We start from the raw sequence: 16,362 nt of genomic DNA, 5'->3' as shown, positions 1-16,362 counted from the left end.
CAGAGAAGTCAATACTCGATTTATTGCGAATTTCTATTTACTTTTGTTATGGTAGCATAAATATCATACGATGTACCGTTTTCATAAAAGGAGTAAAAAAAATGATATATTTAGACAACAGCTCAACGACCGAGCCGTATGAAGAGGTTTTGGAAGTGTATAAACAGACGAGCAGCCGTTATTTCGGCAATCCTTCGTCTCTGCACCAGTTAGGAACTGAGACGGAACAGCTCCTTGAAGCGGCCGCTCAGCAAATAAAAAGAACCTTACGTTTAAAAAATTATGATATTGTATTTACATCAGGCGCGACTGAAGCGAATAACGCTGCGTTAAAGGGAGCGGCCTGGGCAAACATGAGTAAAGGAAGACATATCATTGCTTCGGCGATTGAGCATCCTTCTGTGACGGAGACGCTTGATCAGCTGACAGAGCTGTTCGGCTTTGAAGTCACATATCTTCCGGCCGATCAAAACGGCTTCGTTTCTTTGAAAGACGTCAAATCGGCTATCAGGCCGGATACGATAATCGTCAGCGTCATGCATGTCAATAACGAAGTCGGCTCCATTCAGCCCGTAAAGGAAATCGGCGGGTTTTTGAAGCAGCACCGGAATATTCTGTTTCATGTTGATCATGTGCAGGGCATTCATAAAGTTCCTCTGTCTATAGAAGAAGCGGGCATTGACCTTTGCACCGTTTCAGGGCATAAGTTTCACGGCTTAAAAGGGACCGGAGCGCTTATCGTCAAAAAAGGAACGCGGCTCATTCCGCTTATAACGGGCGGCTCGCAGCAAAAAGGCGTCCGCGCCGGAACAGAACACACGGCAGGCGCCGTTTCCCTTGCGAAAGCGATCAATCTTTCCGCGCGTGACATGAATGAGCGGCTTTCTTCCGTTGAGGCTGCCAAGAATGCGCTCATGGAAAGGCTGAGCGGGACGGACGGGGTCGTCATCAACACTCCCGCCGAAAACAGCGCGCCGCATATCATTAATTTTTCCGTTCCGGGTGTGAAGGCGGAAGTGCTGCTGCACATGCTTGAGGAAAAAGGAATATATGTCTCCACAACAGCGGCATGTTCGGCAAGAGAGCACAAACCGAGCCGTGTTCTTCTGCAAATGAATAAAGGCGAACAGATTGCATCAAGCAGCATCAGAGTCAGCCTGAACTTCAGCCATACGGCTGACATCACGGAGCCGTTTATGGCCGCGCTGGTGCCGGCTGTTCAAAAACTAAAAAAAATGATGAGGTAGCATATGAATTACGATCATATTTTAATCCGTTTTGGTGAAATATCCACAAAAGGAAAAAACAGACGCAGTTTTATTGAAAGATTAAAACAGAATATCCGCCTGGTATTAAAGGATTATAAAAAAGTAAAATACTTTTCAAACCGGGACCGGATGTCAATTACACTTAATGGAGAAAACCCGGAGGAAATTTGTTCCTTATTAAAGAATATATTCGGCATTCAAAGTTTCAGTCTCGCAATTAAATGCGAAAGCAAGCTGGAAGACATTAAAAAAACGGCTTTAGCCGCGATAGAAGGCGAATATAAACCGGGGAATACGTTTAAGGTCGAGACCAAACGGGCTTACAAGCAGTTTGAATTAGATACGAATGCGATGAACGCTGAAATCGGCGGCCATATTTTGAAAAACACGGATGGATTAACCGTCGATGTGAAAAATCCTGATATTCCGCTTCGGATTGAAATCAGGGAGGAAGCGACATTCCTGACCATTCGTAACGAAAAAGGCACCGGAGGCCTTCCTGTCGGTTCCGCGGGTAAAGCGATGCTGATGCTTTCCGGCGGTTTTGACAGTCCGGTCGCCGGTTTTTACGCGATGAAACGGGGATTATCAGTTGAAGCCGTACATTTCTTCAGTCCGCCGTATACGAGCGAACGGGCAAAGCAGAAAGTTATGGATCTCGCGGGATGCCTCGCGAAGTTCGGCGGCAGTATGACGCTTCATATCGTGCCGTTTACAAAGACGCAGGAACTCATTCAAAAACAAATTCCGGAAAACTATACGATGACGGCGACGCGGCGTCTTATGCTGCAAATCGCGGACAGAATCAGAGAAGAACGAAAAGCGCTCGCGATCATTACGGGGGAAAGCCTCGGGCAGGTAGCGAGCCAGACCCTTGAAAGCATGTATGCGATCAATGCCGTGACGGCAACACCGGTTTTGCGCCCTTTAATCGGAATGGACAAAACAGAAATCATCGAGAAATCAAAAGAAATCGGCACTTATGAAACAAGCATTCAGCCGTTTGAGGACTGCTGCACCATCTTTACGCCGCCAAGTCCGAAAACACGTCCGAAAAAAGAAAAAATCGAGCACTTCGAAAGCTTCGTTGATTTTGAACCGCTGATTGCAGAGGCCGCTGCCGGCATCGAAACCATCACTGTTTACTCAGAGCAGGAAGCTCACGATAAGTTTGCCGGCCTGTTTTAAAACTGTATACAATTACCAAAGTTTTTTTGAATGAAGACATGTGTTTTATCACATTCTATACTCACAAGGAGGTGATACACATGTCACAATCAAACAGCGGAAACAGCAACCAGCTTTTAGTGCCAGGCGCTGCTCAAGCTATCGACCAAATGAAGTACGAAATCGCTTCTGAATTCGGTGTAAACCTTGGACCGGAAACAACTTCTCGCGCCAACGGTTCTGTCGGTGGAGAAATCACAAAACGTCTTGTCTCTTTTGCTCAGCAAAGCATGGGCGGAAGCAGCCAGCAGCAGTTTTAATCACAACTTCACATAATGGCTAAGAGAGCGGGGAATTCCCCGCTCTTTTTTCATGAGTATAGATAGAAGCGGGAAGCAATTTATGCATATTTTTATTGTAATGGCCTATGTTTATGTATAATGGGGAAAGAAAGTGAGGAGTTGTTCGTGTTAAAACGAGAAGATTTAATCGCCCCAAAGAACTATAACCTTGTAAATGAAATCGAAAAGTTCAGCCGTTCCAAAGAGAAGAACGCGCTTATTTGGGAAGATCAAACAGGCGGCAAGAAAGTCTGGACGTATGAAAAATTGATGGAAGAAACCAATAAAATCGGAGCCCGCCTGAAAGGTCTCGGATTTGAAAAAGGCGATAAGCTGATTGTCATGGTTCCGAGAGTGCTTGAAGCGTATGCCGTTTATTTAGCGATCTTAAAAGCGGGGATGGTCGTCATTCCTTGCTCGGAAATGCTGCGCGCCAAAGACCTTGAATACCGGATCAAACACGCCGAAGTGAAAGGCGCTATCGTTTTTCCTTCATTTATAAACGCGTTTGACGAGGTGAATACCGAGCAGCTGGTGACATTGTCAATCGGTGAAAATGATGCCGGCTGGAAAAACCTCTTAACGATTGAAGCGGACGGAAACAGTTTTCAAACAGCTGATACAACAAGAGAGGACATGGCGTTTTTGTCCTATACTTCAGGCACGACCGGCCAGCCTAAAGGCGTTGTACATACACACGGCTGGGCCTTTGCCCATTTAAAAACATCAGCCGGTGCATGGCTGGATATTTCTGAAGACGATACAGTGTGGGCCACCGCGGCTCCCGGCTGGCAGAAATGGGTGTGGAGCCCGCTGCTCGCCGTTCTGGGAAGCGGCGCGACAGGATTCATTTATCACGGCAGATTCAACGCCAAGACGTATTTAGAGCTGCTGGAGCGCCATCAAGTAAATGTCTTCTGCTGTACCCCGACGGAATACCGCCTGATGGCAAAAGTGGAGGAGCTGGACAAATATGATCTTTCTGCTCTTCACAGCGCAGTTTCTGCGGGTGAGCCATTAAACCGGGAAGTCATTGACGTATTCCGGAAGCATTTCGGCATTAAAGTGAGAGACGGATACGGCCAAACGGAGAGCACCCTGTTAGTCGGCGTCCTGAAGGATATGGATATTAAGCCGGGAAGCATGGGCAAACCGACCCCCGGAAATCAAGTAGAGATTATAAACGATAAAGGCGAAATATGCGAAACAGGCGAAACGGGCGATATCGCCGTACATTTGAGCACACCGGCTTTATTCAAGGAATATTATAAAGATCCCGAAAGAACGAAAAAGCAGATTCGCGGAGATTACTTTCTTACAGGAGACCGCGCGAAAAAAGACGAGGACGGCTACTTTTGGTTTGAGAGCCGCAATGATGACATTATCGTCAGCTCCGGATATACAATCGGGCCTTTTGAAGTAGAGGACGCGCTCGTGAAGCATCCGGAAGTGAAAGAATGTGCAGTCGTGGCAAGCCCGGATGAAATCAGAGGTTCAATCGTAAAAGCTTATGTCGTTTTACAAGACGATGAAAAGCGCAGTGACGAACTTGTCAAAGAACTGCAAAACCACGTAAAAACAATTACGGCGCCTTACAAATATCCGAGAGAAATTGAATTTGTCGAAAGCCTGCCGAAAACGGCGTCCGCAAAAATCAGACGTGTGGAGCTGAGACAGCGTGAAGAACGGCTGAAGGCTGATAAAAAAGCATAATACAGGATAAAGGGTGAGCGGGGATGAAAGCGATTTGGCACGGCGGCACCATCTATACAATGCTTGACGAGAACCATGTCACTGAAGCCGTTTATACCGAAGACGGCATCATCAAACAGACGGGCGGCTTCCGGGAGCTCCAGGGAACATACGGTTCGCCTGATACGGAGGAAATCGATTTACATGGAGCTGTCATGTTCCCGGGGTTTTCGGACAGTCATATGCATTTAATCGGACACGGGGAAAAACAGCTTCGCCTCGATTTGTCGCAGCTGACGTCAAAAGAAGCGATCCTGCGGGCCGCAAAAGAAGCAGAGCGTGAATTGGAAGATGGCGAATGGCTGATCGGCGAAGGCTGGGATGAAAACCTGTTTGAACGGCCGGATTACGTCACGAAGCATGACCTTGACCCGCTCTTTCCCGACCGCCCCGTCCTGCTGAAGCGGGTATGCCGGCACGCCGCAGCGGTTAATTCGGCCGCATTGCGCGCGGCGGGGATTACAAACGAAACCCCTGATCCAAACGGCGGGATTATCGTCCGGGACGGCACCGGTCCGACAGGCCTTCTGTTGGATAAAGCCCAAGAGCTTGTGACACAGGCCCTTCCGCCCGTCTCACTTCACTATGTCAAACGCGCGCTTCAAACGGCGATTACGGACTGCTGGTCAAAAGGCCTGACAGGCGGGCATTCAGAAGATCTGGCATACTACGGAGACGCGTCCGTTCCCGTTGCCGCGTACGAGTCATTAACCGGCAGCGGCCTTTATCCTTTTCGCGCCCATCTGCTCGTTCATCACGAAGCCGTCGACAGCTGGAGCGCTCTGGATAAATCGACCGGACCTTACCTGGAATACGGAGCGATGAAAATTTTTGCTGACGGCGCGCTCGGAGGCAGAACCGCTCTGTTGAAAAAGCCTTATCATGATGATCCGTCAGTTTCCGGCGTTCAGGTGCACGATGACGAGACCCTTGCCGCTCTTGTTTATAAAGCGAGAGAGAAAGGAATGGAGATCGCCGTGCACGCGATTGGCGACCTTGCATTTGAAAAGGTGCTCGATGTTATCGAAAGATACCCGGCAAAGCCCGGACAGCTAGACAGGCTCATTCATGCGCAAGTATTAGATGACGGATTGATTGAAAGAGCCGCCCGGCTGCCGATCGGACTTGATCTTCAGCCGCATTTTGTGGCCAGTGATTTTCCGTGGGTGATTGACCGGCTCGGAGAAGAGCGGATGAAAACGGCTTTCGCCTGGAAAACACTGCTGTCAAAAGGGCTGCTGTGCGCCGGAGGCTCAGACGCCCCGATTGAGCCGGCCGATCCGCTTCTGGGCATTCAATCGGCTGTGCTCCGTACAAGCAAGCAGCACCCGGAAGGTCCGGCCTATTATGAAAAAGAGTGCCTGACCGTGTACGAAGCCATTCAGCTTTACACGGAGGGAAGCGCGGGCATCATCCATAAAGAACATAGCCGCGGACGGATCGCCCCCGGCTATGATGCCGACTTTACCGTACTCAGCGGTGATCCGTTCGGGACGGATCCGAAAAAGCTTCATGAATTGGAAGCGGTCAAAACCGTCGTCGGCGGCCGTATCGTATATGAAAAAGAGGACAGGCAGTGATGCCCGTCCTCTTTTTTTATGATAAAAATGATCGCTTTACTTTTTCCCAGAAAGAGTTGTCTTTCAATTTCACCGTTTTGATTTTTTTATCGGATAGTGTAATCTCAACCTTTTTGACATTCCGCGTGCTGAGCGCTTCATTATCAAGCCCGATAATCGGATGCTCATTGCCGTCCTGCACCACCTGCAGTGTCAGCTTCCGGTCTGAGCTTAAAATAAACGGAGATCCGAGTGTACGGTATGTGTTGTTGTTCAACGACGCCAGTTCGGATACCTGCATGCAGGAAATCAAAGGATCAACAACGGCGCCTGAGACAGATTTATTGTAGGCGGTGCTGCCCGTCGGGGTGGAAATGATCATCCCGTCTCCTCTGAACGTCTCAAAATGAAGATCATCAATTAACACATCCATCACAAACGTTTTAATAATGCTTGAACGGATGGAAACTTCGTTTAAACAGTGAAAATGATTGCTGCCGTCCACCGTTACGTGAATGAGCGGGTATTTTCTGACCTCAAGCTGTTCCGCCGTCATGCTGGCCGCCATTTTTTCAGGCTCATCGCTGTGAAAATCACAGTACAAATGGGCTTTCCCTTTTTTAGCGATGCCGACATACAGGCAGTCATCACGGAATCCGGTTTTTCTGACGGCTTGCAGAAATGAGCCGTCGCTGCCGATGCTGGCGATAATACCGGCATCCTCCGGGTGAGCCGCAACTGTAAAACCGTGCGATTCAGCAAGCTGCTTCAAGGAGCTGACTTGTTCTTTTGTTTCGTTGTTTTGTTTGTGAAAAAAATAAACATTGCGGCGAAGATCGGTCATATCCCCATTCCCCTTTGCTGTCATATTTACGTTTTTCTCCCAGCAGGTATTGTGTTAAAATACCTGTGGCAATAGTGTAACATGTTTCCTGTTTATCCGTTAAGAGAAAGCGCTTCATGAAAAAAATGAATCTTTTTTTACGGGGGAACGTACGAATATTGACAGAAAAGGAGGAGAACAAATGAATGCAAAAAGATGGATTGCGCTCGTCATCGCGCTCGGCATTTTCGGCGTATCAGTCATTGCAAGTGTGACCGTCGGGGTGCTGAAGAATATCGGAGATACCGGGTCTGACTTTGCATCACTGACAGATGACACAGAGGAAGTGACGCTGGATAAGGGCAGCCCCGGCAGTAAAATCGCCGTGCTTGAAGTGGACGGCACGATTGAGGATAACGGCGGGTCCGCTGGCCTGCTCAGCTCAGGCGGGTATGATCACAGATCATTTTTAAAACAGGTTGAGCGTGCGAAAGAAGATAAAAGCGTCAAAGGAATTGTACTGAAAATCAATTCTCCCGGCGGAGGCGTTTACGAAAGCGCGGAAATACATAAAAAACTGGAAGAACTAAAGAAAGAAACGAAGAAACCGATTTATGTATCCATGGGCTCCATGGCGGCATCGGGAGGCTACTATATTTCAACGGCCGCCGATAAAATCTATGCTTCACCGGAAACGCTCACGGGTTCACTGGGCGTCATCATGGAAAGCGTCAATTATTCCAAGCTCGCCGATGAACTCGGCATCAAGTTTGAAACCATTAAAAGCGGCGCGCATAAAGACATCATGTCCCCGACCCGCGACATGACGAAGGAAGAAAGAAAGATCATGCAGACAATGGTCAACGATTCTTATGAAGGATTTGTCAATGTCATTTCAAAAGGCCGGCACATGTCAAAAGCGGATGTGAAAAAAATTGCCGACGGCCGTGTTTACGACGGCAGACAAGCGAAAAAAATCGGCCTCGTTGATGAGCTCGGTTTTTACGATGATACGATCAGCGCGATGAAAAAGGACCATAAAAATATGAAAAACGCTTCAGTCATCACATACGAGGAAGGATTCGGATTAGGCTCGCTCTTTTCCATGAGCGCAGCGAAAATGTTTAAAAGCGAAATTGATTTTCTGAATATGAAAGAACTCATTTCGCAATCCGGTTCGCCGCGGATGATGTATCTCTATGCAAAGTAGGGGGGAAGAAAGAATGGACGCGACTTACGAAGGCTTTCACGGCAAAGAAGAGGAAGCCGAACAACAGAAGGCGCCCGAGCAGGCATATGCGGGCTTTTGGATCAGGTTTTGGGCGTTTCTTCTTGATTGGCTGGTGGTCTGGGGACTTAACCATCTCATCGTTTCACCGATTTTCACGCTGATGAAGCTCCCGGCAACAAGCGGAATGTTTACAATCTCAGCTTATTCCGTCACAACCCTGATCGTCTACCTCGCCTATTTTGTGTTCATGACGAAATGGTTTCATCAGACACTCGGCAAGATGGTCTTCGGGTTAAAGGTCACTTCTTTGACGCCCGGAAAGCCGCTGACTTGGAGCACCGTCATTTTCAGAGAAGCGGTGGGGCGTTATATCGATAAAATCTGGATTCTCTATATCGTCATTGCGTTTACGCCCAAAAAGCAGGGCATTCACGATTTGATCGCCGACACAACGGTGATTCACGAAGCGCTGTACCGCAAATAAAAGCAGTAAACCCGGAATAAACGTCCGGGTTTATTTTTTTGGGTTTTGGCGATAATGCTGCTAAGGAAGTGAAGCTTATGGGATATGCCGCAGCAGCTGTTATTCTCATTCTCATTTTGGTCTGGCTGCTCATGAGGATGAAAATCCATCTGACTTTCGAATATCTTCACGATAAAGATAACGACAAACTGACGTTTAAACTCTCGGCCTTATACGGGCTGGTCCGTTTTAAAAAAACGCTGCCCGTCATTAAAGTAAACAGCGAAGACGCGTCTATTGATGTCAAACAGGACACGAAATCAGAAATGAAAGGTCAGAAAAAAGAGAAGAAAAAAATCACATATGAAGATGTCAAACAGAGCATTCACAGAATAGAAATGATTCTGCACCAAGTCTTTCAGATGCGCCAAATCGCCGCCTCATTTCTTGCGGGAGTCCGTGTTACGAAGTTCGAATGGGTGACGGTTATCGGAATAAAAGACGCCGCCGTTACGGGAATCGCCGCCGGCGGATTGTGGGCCGTAAAGGGAGGCCTTACGGCCATGCTGTATGATCATCTGCGTTTCATACATAAACCGGTGTGCGAAGTCATTCCGTCTTTTCAAGTGCCTGCATCCAAGACGCATTTGCAGTGTATATTATTTTTTCGTTTTGGACATCTTATAGGTGCAGCTTTCAAATTGCTCAAATACGGGCGGAACGGACTTTCTATCATACGAAAGAAACAGCCGGTTCCGGTTGCTTCAAAGAATGATTCATCAGTTTAAGGAGGAGCGCATATGGCAGACCACCCCATTCAAGGTTTAATGAAAACTGCTATGGAAAATTTAAAAGAAATGATTGACGTGAATACAATCATCGGCGATCCTGTTGAAACGCCTGACGGCAGCGTAATCTTAACGGTTTCAAAGGTCGGATTCGGATTTGCGGCGGGCGGAAGCGAGTTTGGAGGAAAGCCGGCTGAAAAAAGAACCGATGATGATGAAAGAAAAGAGCAGAAGCTCCCGTTCGGCGGCGGAAGCGGCGGCGGAGTATCCATTACGCCGATTGCGTTTCTGATTGTCGGAACAAACGGCGTGCGTATGCTTCATTTAGACGAAAACACCCATCTGATTGATAAACTGTTAGACTCCGCGCCTCAAACGATTGAACGCATCCAGCATATGTTTAAAAAGAATGAAAAAGGCCGGAACCAAAAAAGAACGGATATCGATTTATAACAGAAAAGTTAACTGCCGCCCGCAGTTAGCTTTTTTTACGATGCGGCATAACCTTTGCAGTTTGCATAAAACTCGACTATGATAGAGCTATACATAGATAAAGGGAGGAATCAGAATGGCTGAAATTACATTTAAAGGCGGAGCCGTGACGCTGATCGGACAAGAAGTGAAACCGGGTGACCAAGCTCCTGACTTCACGGTTTTGACAAACGGATTAGAAGAGAAGACATTAGCAGATATGAAAGGGAAAGTAACGATCATATCCGTTATTCCTTCCATTGACACAGGCGTATGTGACGCGCAGACACGCCGCTTCAACGAAGAAGCCGCAAAACTCGGTGATGTGAACGTTTATACAATCAGCGCCGACCTTCCGTTTGCACAAGCGCGCTGGTGCGGAGCGAACGGAATTGATAAAGTGGAAACATTATCGGATCATAAAGAGATGTCATTTGGTGAAGCATTCGGTGTTTACATCAAAGAACTTCGTCTTTTGGCACGTTCCGTATTCGTCCTTGATCAGGACGGAAAAGTCGTTTACGCGGAATACGTAAGCGAAGCGACAAACCACCCGAATTATGAAAAGCCTATCGAAGCTGCAAAAGCGTTAATCAAGTAAAGAGGGAAAAAGAGCTCCGGGTGCTGCCGCGGAGCTCTTTTCATGGCAAGGAGGAAACAGCATGCAACACGACCATGTCGGTCAGATTTATGAACTTTTAGATGAAGCCGCTCAAGTGATAGCAGAAGGCCTTGAGATTTCTTATATTGAGGGGCTTGCGGAGGCGGGAGAGATGTATTTTCTTGAAACGGCCGACCAGCTTCCGCTTCAGGAAAAGCAAGCCGGCGAGCTTAAAAGCCTGCTTGCGAAAGCAGACTTCAGAAAATGGGAGCATGAATGGATCCGCAAGGCGTTCCAGCTCGCCATTTTAAAAGGACTGAAAGATAAGTCCCATCCGAACAGACAGATGACGCCTGATACGATCGGCCTTTTCATCAGTTACCTCGTGAATAAATTTACGGGCGGCCGAAAAGGCCTGACATTGCTGGACCCCGCCTGCGGCACCGGAAATCTTCTGCTGACCGCGGCAAACCAGCTTTCTGACAAAGCGGCAAAAAGCTTCGGCATTGAAATCGACGATGTCCTTCTGAAGATCGCTTATGCTCAGGCGAATCTGCAGGAAAAAGAAATGGAGCTGTTCTGCCAGGACAGTCTTCAGCCGTTATTTATCGAACCGGCCGATGCGGTTATCTGCGATTTGCCGGTCGGCTACTATCCGAATGACGAAGGCGCTGAAGCGTTTGAGCTGAAAGCGGATGAAGGCCACTCATTTGCCCACCACTTATTTATTGAGCAGAGCGTCAAACATACAAAACCGGGCGGATACTTATTTTTTATGATTCCGAACCATCTGTTTGACAGCGCGCAAAGCGATAAACTGAAGCGGTTTTTTGCGGAAAAAGTGTATATCAACGCCCTTCTCCAGCTGCCGGCTACTATGTTTAAAGACGAAGCGCAGGCAAAGAGCATTTTAATCTTGCAGAAAAAAGGCGAAGACACAAAGCCGCCGAAACAAGCGCTTTTGGCGAATCTTCCTTCTTTTGCGAACCAGCAGGCGATGCGGGAGATGATGGCAAAATTGGATCAATGGATTCAAAAAGAAAAATAATGGCGAAAAAGCAGTGCGAGACGCAAAATCCCGCGCTGCTTTTCGTTTTTTAAAATGAATGGAAATCAGGGCGAAAACACAAATTAAGGAAAGAAAATAATATTCCGTAAGGCCGTGCCGTCCATTTGGCACAAATGAGATTTATCAGAAAATATCGACTTCGTGTTGTAAGCGGTACCAATGTGGATGTTGACTTGAAATGCTGGGTTGACAATGTTTAAATGGAAAAGTCAGATATTTTTTGGACCGCAGTTATGGTCTGGGAAAAAAGAACGAACAAACGAAGAAGAATTTTGATAGGAGCGTCATTTATGTCTAAAATTATTGCAATTAACGCAGGAAGCTCATCTTTAAAATTTCAGTTATTCGAAATGCCTTCAGAAAAGGTGCTAACAAAAGGTTTAGTAGAACGGATCGGTATCGCCGACAGCGTTTTCACTATCTCTGTTAACGGCGAAAAAAATACAGAAGTGACAGATATTCCGGATCATGCGGTTGCGGTGAAGATGCTGCTTCACAAGCTGACTGAATTCGGTATTATAAAGGATTTAAATGAAATTGACGGAATCGGCCACCGTGTGGTTCACGGCGGAGAAAAATTCAGCGATTCTGTTTTGCTTACGGATGAAACAATCCGTGAGATTGAAGAGATTTCAGAACTTGCGCCGCTTCATAATCCGGCTAACATCGTCGGCATTAAAGCCTTTAAAGAAGTGCTTCCGGATGTGCCTGCGGTTGCAGTGTTTGATACGGCGTTCCACCAAACGATGCCTGAGCAATCTTACCTGTACAGCCTTCCGTACGAATACTACGAGAAATACGGCATCCGCAAATACGGTTTCCACGGCACTTCTCATAAATACGTGACACAGCGCGCAGCTGAGCTTCTCGGCCGCCCGCTTGAAGATTTGCGTCTGATTTCCTGCCACCTCGGTAACGGCGCAAGTATTGCGGCCGTAGAAGGCGGAAAATCCATTGATACGTCAATGGGCTTCACACCGCTTGCGGGTGTTGCGATGGGAACACGTTCAGGAAACATCGACCCTGCATTGATCCCGTACATTATGGAAAAAACGGATCAGACGGCAGATGAAGTATTAAATACGTTAAATAAAAAGAGCGGACTGCTTGGCATATCCGGTTTCTCCAGCGACCTTCGCGATATCGTAGAAGCTTCAAAAGAAGGAAACGAAAGAGCGGAAACGGCTCTTGAAGTGTTTGCAAGCAGAATCCATAAATACATCGGTTCTTATGCTGCGAGAATGAGCGGCGTTGACGCGATTATTTTCACTGCGGGTATCGGTGAAAACAGCGTTGAAGTCAGAGAACGCGTGCTTCGCGGCTTAGAATTCATGGGTGTATATTGGGATCCTGCGCTGAACAACGTGCGCGGCGAGGAAGCGTTTATCAGCTACCCTCACTCTCCTGTCAAAGTCATCATCATTCCGACTGACGAAGAGGTCATGATCGCACGCGACGTTGTCCGCCTTGCACAGTAATGATCGAAAAAAGCACATCCTTTAGGGTGTGCTTTTTTATTGAATGCCCCAGAGTCAAACGTTACGATATGTTTAATACATAAACGATGAGGTGAAGCAATGAGTGTGCATGAACATAAACAAGAAGCCCCGTCAGCCGTGCGCTGCAAGGTGGTTACAGTCAGCGACACGAGAACGAAAGAAACCGACAAAAGCGGGCGCGTCATGATGGATTTCATCAGAGAAGCAGGATTTGAAACGGTCGCTTATGACATTGTAAAAGATGAAAAAGATGAATTGCAGAAAGCCGTTTTATCCGGCTGTATGGATGAATATACAGATGCGGTGCTGTTAAACGGAGGGACGGGCATTGCCGAAAGGGATGTCACAATTGAAGCGGTCACGCCGCTGTTTTCAAAAGAACTCCCGGGATTCGGCGAGCTGTTCCGCATGCTGAGCTATACGGAGGACATCGGTTCCGCCGCCATTTTGTCCAGAGCGGCAGCGGGTGTGATCCGAAATACCGCAGTCTTCTGCACGCCCGGCTCCTCAGGCGCCGTAAAGCTTGCAATGAGTAAACTGATTATTCCTGAACTGCCTCATGTGCTCCGGGAAATCCGAAAAGATTTATAAATGTATAAAAAGGCTTTGCTCCGCTCAAAAAATTGGGTGGGGTTTTTTTTATAAAAGGCTTGAAAAAACAGAATTTACTTGTTACAGTGTATACATACAAAATGCATTTTTATTAATTAAAACTAATTTTTATACAAAGGGAGCTTTTAACATGGCAGAACAAAAAAAGGTTGTATTGGCATACTCAGGAGGTCTTGATACTTCTGTAGCGATAAAATGGCTGCAAGAACAGGGATACGATGTTGTTGCCTGCTGCTTAGATGTTGGGGAAGGAAAGGATTTGGCATTCGTTCAGCAAAAAGCGCTGGAAGTTGGCGCCGTAAATTCGTATGTGATTGATGCGAAAGAAGAATTCGCCCGGGAGTACGCGCTCATTTCTATGCAGGCCCATACAATGTATGAAGGCAAGTATCCGCTCGTATCTGCACTATCCCGTCCGTTAATCGCGAAAAAACTCGTTGAAGTGGCGGAAAAGGAAAACGCGGTGGCCGTAGCGCACGGCTGCACGGGAAAAGGCAACGATCAGGTTCGTTTCGAAGTATCCATTAAATCATTAAATCCTGATCTGGAGGTCATTGCTCCGGTCCGTGAGTGGCAATGGTCGCGTGAAGAAGAAATTGAATACGCTGCAAGCCGCGGCATACCGATTCCGATCAATCTTGACAGCCCGTATTCCATCGACCAGAACCTATGGGGACGCGCCAATGAATGCGGTATATTAGAAGACCCGTGGGCGGCGCCGCCTGAAGGGGCATATGACCTGACAACATCTCTTGAAAACACGCCGGACGTTCCGGAAATCATCGAAATCGCATTTGAAGCCGGTGTTCCGGTTTCAATCGACGGCGTAACCTACCCGCTCGCTGATTTAATTCTCAAGCTGAACGAGACTGCCGGAAAACACGGCATCGGCCGGATTGACCATGTGGAAAACCGCCTGGTCGGCATTAAGTCCCGTGAAGTTTATGAGTGCCCGGGCGCCATGACTTTAATTACGGCTCACAAAGAGCTTGAGGATCTGACTTTAGTGAAAGAAGTGGCCCATTTCAAACCGGCAATTGAACAAAAACTGTCTGAAATCATCTATAACGGTTTATGGTTCTCGCCGTTAAAAGACGCGCTGCTTGCATTCCTGAAAGAAACCCAAAAGCACGTCACCGGCGTTGTGCGAGTCAAGCTGTTTAAAGGCCATGCCATTGTAGAAGGACGTAAGTCGGAATATTCACTCTACGATGAAAAACTTGCGACATATACAAAAGACGATGCGTTTGACCATCACGCGGCAATCGGTTTCATTGAGCTTTGGGGACTGCCGACAAAAGTAAACAGCATTGTGAAAATGAAGGAGCAGATTGAAGCATGAAGAAGCTTTGGGGAGGCCGTTTTCAAAAAACACCGGAAAAGTGGGTCGATGAGTTCGGCGCATCCATCACATTCGACCAAAACTTAGTCAAAGAGGATATTACAGGGTCTCTCGCTCATGCGGCAATGCTGAAAAAATGCGGCATTCTGACGGAAGAAGAAGAAGGCGCCATCCGACAGGGGCTGCAGACCCTCCTGCAAAAAGCAGAGGAAGGAACGCTTGAATTCTCTGTTGATTATGAAGATATCCATTTGAATATTGAAAAAATGCTGATCGAAGAAATCGGACCGCTAGGCGGCAAGCTCCATACCGGCAGAAGCCGGAATGACCAGGTGGCGACCGACATGCATTTGTATTTGAAAGATCATGTCTCACATATCATCGTGCTGATTGAACAGTTCCAAAAAGCGCTGATCGAAAAAGCCGAGGCCAATGTCGAGACCATTCTGCCGGGGTACACCCATTTGCAGCGGGCTCAGCCTATTTCTTTCGCCCACCATCTGCTTGCTTATTTTTGGATGCTTGAACGGGATAAAGAACGTTTTCGGGATGCTATGAAGCGGATTAACATATCGCCGCTCGGATGCGGGGCGCTTGCCGGAACTACGTTTCCGATAGACCGTAACTATTCGGCGGAGCTGCTTGGTTTTGACTCCATTTATGAGAACAGTCTTGACGGAGTCAGTGACAGAGATTTTATTCTCGAGTTTTTAAGCGGCAGCAGCATGCTGATGATGCACCTTTCACGTTTATCAGAAGAAATCATTCTATGGTGCTCGCAGGAATTCAGATTCATTGAACTGGATGATACGTACGCGACGGGAAGCAGCATGATGCCGCAGAAGAAAAACCCCGACATGGCGGAGCTGATCCGCGGTAAAACCGGACGCGTATACGGTGATATGATGGGTCTTTTCACGATTATGAAAGGACTCCCGCTCGCTTACAACAAAGACCTGCAGGAAGATAAAGAGGGCATGTTTGACACTGTGAAAACCGTAGAAGGAAGCCTTCAGATTTTCACGGGCATGATTGAAACGATGAAAGTAAACAAAGACATCATGAAACAAGCGACAAAACAAGATTTTTCAAATGCGACGGAACTTGCCGATTATTTAGCTAAAAAAGGCATGCCGTTCAGAGAAGCGCATGAAGTGGTCGGCAAGCTTGTGTACAGCTGTATTGAAAAAGGAATCTATTTAAGTGATATGGCATTTGAAGAATTCCTTCAAGCCAGCAGTCTCTTTGAAGAAGATATCTATACCGTGCTCGATCCGCATCATGCGGTTGAAAAAAGAATGAGCGCCGGCGGAACGGGTTTTCAGCAGGTAGAACAGGCGCTCGTAAAAGCAAAAGCCTGCGCCGGCATTTAATTT

The 16,362-nt window shown here is 47.4% G+C and carries 16 protein-coding genes; 15 read left to right on the top strand and 1 reads right to left on the bottom strand.

Features of this window, described 5'->3' with window-relative positions; genetic code table 11:
- Nucleotides 1–101 precede the first annotated feature (101 nt).
- From ACWJJS_RS14585 to ACWJJS_RS14565, 5 genes are all read left to right on the top strand, one after another.
- Nucleotides 102–1,247 carry a cysteine desulfurase family protein gene (locus ACWJJS_RS14585; RefSeq protein WP_065180631.1) on the top strand — a complete coding sequence of 382 codons (1,146 nt, stop codon included), beginning with the start codon at nt 102–104 and terminating at the stop codon, nt 1,245–1,247.
- A gap of 3 nt (nt 1,248–1,250) precedes the next feature.
- Nucleotides 1,251–2,456: a tRNA uracil 4-sulfurtransferase ThiI gene (thiI, locus tag ACWJJS_RS14580; protein WP_454023665.1), complete on the top strand. Its 1,206-nt coding sequence runs from the start codon at nt 1,251–1,253 to the stop codon at nt 2,454–2,456.
- A gap of 80 nt (nt 2,457–2,536) precedes the next feature.
- On the top strand, nt 2,537–2,755 hold the full coding sequence (locus ACWJJS_RS14575) for an alpha/beta-type small acid-soluble spore protein (protein WP_003152415.1): 219 nt from the start codon (nt 2,537–2,539) through the stop codon (nt 2,753–2,755).
- Nucleotides 2,756–2,902: 147 nt separating this feature from the next.
- Nucleotides 2,903–4,489, top strand: coding sequence for an acyl-CoA synthetase MbcS (gene mbcS, locus ACWJJS_RS14570; RefSeq protein WP_102421675.1), 1,587 nt, complete (start codon nt 2,903–2,905; stop codon nt 4,487–4,489).
- Between the two features lie 23 nt (nt 4,490–4,512).
- Nucleotides 4,513–6,108, top strand: coding sequence for an amidohydrolase (locus tag ACWJJS_RS14565; RefSeq protein ID WP_454023664.1), 1,596 nt, complete (start codon nt 4,513–4,515; stop codon nt 6,106–6,108).
- A gap of 16 nt (nt 6,109–6,124) precedes the next feature.
- On the opposite strand, the gene ACWJJS_RS14560 is transcribed toward ACWJJS_RS14565, so the two are convergent.
- Nucleotides 6,125–6,931, bottom strand: a complete 807-nt coding sequence (locus ACWJJS_RS14560; RefSeq protein ID WP_003152418.1) for an NAD kinase — start codon at nt 6,929–6,931, stop codon at nt 6,125–6,127.
- A 181-nt stretch (nt 6,932–7,112) separates the two neighbouring features.
- On the opposite strand from ACWJJS_RS14560, the gene sppA reads away from it, so the two are divergent.
- The 10 genes from sppA (at nt 7,113) to argH (ending at nt 16,359) form a co-directional block, all read left to right on the top strand.
- A complete protein-coding gene (sppA, locus tag ACWJJS_RS14555; protein WP_003152419.1) occupies nt 7,113–8,120 on the top strand; it encodes a signal peptide peptidase SppA in 1,008 nt (335 codons plus the stop codon).
- A 13-nt stretch (nt 8,121–8,133) separates the two neighbouring features.
- Entirely contained in the window at nt 8,134–8,625 is a 492-nt protein-coding gene (locus ACWJJS_RS14550) for an RDD family protein (RefSeq protein ID WP_017418361.1), read from the top strand.
- 77 nt (nt 8,626–8,702) lie between these two features.
- Entirely contained in the window at nt 8,703–9,392 is a 690-nt protein-coding gene (locus ACWJJS_RS14545; RefSeq protein ID WP_454023663.1) for a DUF2953 domain-containing protein, read from the top strand.
- A 12-nt stretch (nt 9,393–9,404) separates the two neighbouring features.
- Entirely contained in the window at nt 9,405–9,845 is a 441-nt protein-coding gene (gene ytfJ, locus ACWJJS_RS14540) for a GerW family sporulation protein (RefSeq protein WP_003152423.1), read from the top strand.
- A gap of 115 nt (nt 9,846–9,960) precedes the next feature.
- Nucleotides 9,961–10,464 (top strand): thiol peroxidase, encoded by a 504-nt coding sequence (gene tpx / locus ACWJJS_RS14535; RefSeq protein ID WP_007408050.1) that lies wholly within the window; start codon nt 9,961–9,963, stop codon nt 10,462–10,464.
- A 61-nt stretch (nt 10,465–10,525) separates the two neighbouring features.
- Nucleotides 10,526–11,512, top strand: coding sequence for a class I SAM-dependent methyltransferase (locus ACWJJS_RS14530; protein ID WP_326374975.1), 987 nt, complete (start codon nt 10,526–10,528; stop codon nt 11,510–11,512).
- A gap of 311 nt (nt 11,513–11,823) precedes the next feature.
- Nucleotides 11,824–13,011, top strand: coding sequence for an acetate kinase (locus ACWJJS_RS14525; RefSeq protein ID WP_003152426.1), 1,188 nt, complete (start codon nt 11,824–11,826; stop codon nt 13,009–13,011).
- A 99-nt stretch (nt 13,012–13,110) separates the two neighbouring features.
- Nucleotides 13,111–13,623, top strand: a complete 513-nt coding sequence (locus ACWJJS_RS14520) for a MogA/MoaB family molybdenum cofactor biosynthesis protein (RefSeq protein ID WP_094247661.1) — start codon at nt 13,111–13,113, stop codon at nt 13,621–13,623.
- Between the two features lie 151 nt (nt 13,624–13,774).
- The gene (locus tag ACWJJS_RS14515) at nt 13,775–14,986 is read left to right on the top strand and encodes an argininosuccinate synthase (RefSeq protein ID WP_454023662.1); all 1,212 of its coding nucleotides are present in this window, start codon (nt 13,775–13,777) and stop codon (nt 14,984–14,986) included.
- The gene (gene argH / locus ACWJJS_RS14510; protein WP_003152429.1) at nt 14,983–16,359 is read left to right on the top strand and encodes an argininosuccinate lyase; all 1,377 of its coding nucleotides are present in this window, start codon (nt 14,983–14,985) and stop codon (nt 16,357–16,359) included. The genes ACWJJS_RS14515 and argH overlap by 4 nt, the downstream gene beginning before the upstream one ends.
- Nucleotides 16,360–16,362: the final 3 nt, after the last annotated feature.

The sequence above is a fragment of the Bacillus sp. JK106 genome, assembly GCF_053663355.1.
This window is presented reverse-complemented; position numbering and strand designations above follow the sequence as displayed.

What these genes read in the sequence shown, in the direction of transcription:
- ACWJJS_RS14585 (WP_065180631.1), top strand. Translation starts at nt 102, where the DNA reads ATGATATATTTAGACAACAGCTCAACGACCGAGCCGTATGAAGAGGTT.
- thiI (WP_454023665.1), top strand. Translation starts at nt 1,251, where the DNA reads ATGAATTACGATCATATTTTAATCCGTTTTGGTGAAATATCCACAAAA.
- ACWJJS_RS14575 (WP_003152415.1), top strand. Translation starts at nt 2,537, where the DNA reads ATGTCACAATCAAACAGCGGAAACAGCAACCAGCTTTTAGTGCCAGGC.
- ACWJJS_RS14565 (WP_454023664.1), top strand. Translation starts at nt 4,513, where the DNA reads ATGAAAGCGATTTGGCACGGCGGCACCATCTATACAATGCTTGACGAG.
- ACWJJS_RS14560 (WP_003152418.1), bottom strand. Translation starts at nt 6,931, where the DNA reads ATGACCGATCTTCGCCGCAATGTTTATTTTTTTCACAAACAAAACAAC.
- sppA (WP_003152419.1), top strand. Translation starts at nt 7,113, where the DNA reads ATGAATGCAAAAAGATGGATTGCGCTCGTCATCGCGCTCGGCATTTTC.
- ACWJJS_RS14550 (WP_017418361.1), top strand. Translation starts at nt 8,134, where the DNA reads ATGGACGCGACTTACGAAGGCTTTCACGGCAAAGAAGAGGAAGCCGAA.
- ACWJJS_RS14545 (WP_454023663.1), top strand. Translation starts at nt 8,703, where the DNA reads ATGGGATATGCCGCAGCAGCTGTTATTCTCATTCTCATTTTGGTCTGG.
- ytfJ (WP_003152423.1), top strand. Translation starts at nt 9,405, where the DNA reads ATGGCAGACCACCCCATTCAAGGTTTAATGAAAACTGCTATGGAAAAT.
- tpx (WP_007408050.1), top strand. Translation starts at nt 9,961, where the DNA reads ATGGCTGAAATTACATTTAAAGGCGGAGCCGTGACGCTGATCGGACAA.
- ACWJJS_RS14530 (WP_326374975.1), top strand. Translation starts at nt 10,526, where the DNA reads ATGCAACACGACCATGTCGGTCAGATTTATGAACTTTTAGATGAAGCC.
- ACWJJS_RS14525 (WP_003152426.1), top strand. Translation starts at nt 11,824, where the DNA reads ATGTCTAAAATTATTGCAATTAACGCAGGAAGCTCATCTTTAAAATTT.
- ACWJJS_RS14520 (WP_094247661.1), top strand. Translation starts at nt 13,111, where the DNA reads ATGAGTGTGCATGAACATAAACAAGAAGCCCCGTCAGCCGTGCGCTGC.
- ACWJJS_RS14515 (WP_454023662.1), top strand. Translation starts at nt 13,775, where the DNA reads ATGGCAGAACAAAAAAAGGTTGTATTGGCATACTCAGGAGGTCTTGAT.
- argH (WP_003152429.1), top strand. Translation starts at nt 14,983, where the DNA reads ATGAAGAAGCTTTGGGGAGGCCGTTTTCAAAAAACACCGGAAAAGTGG.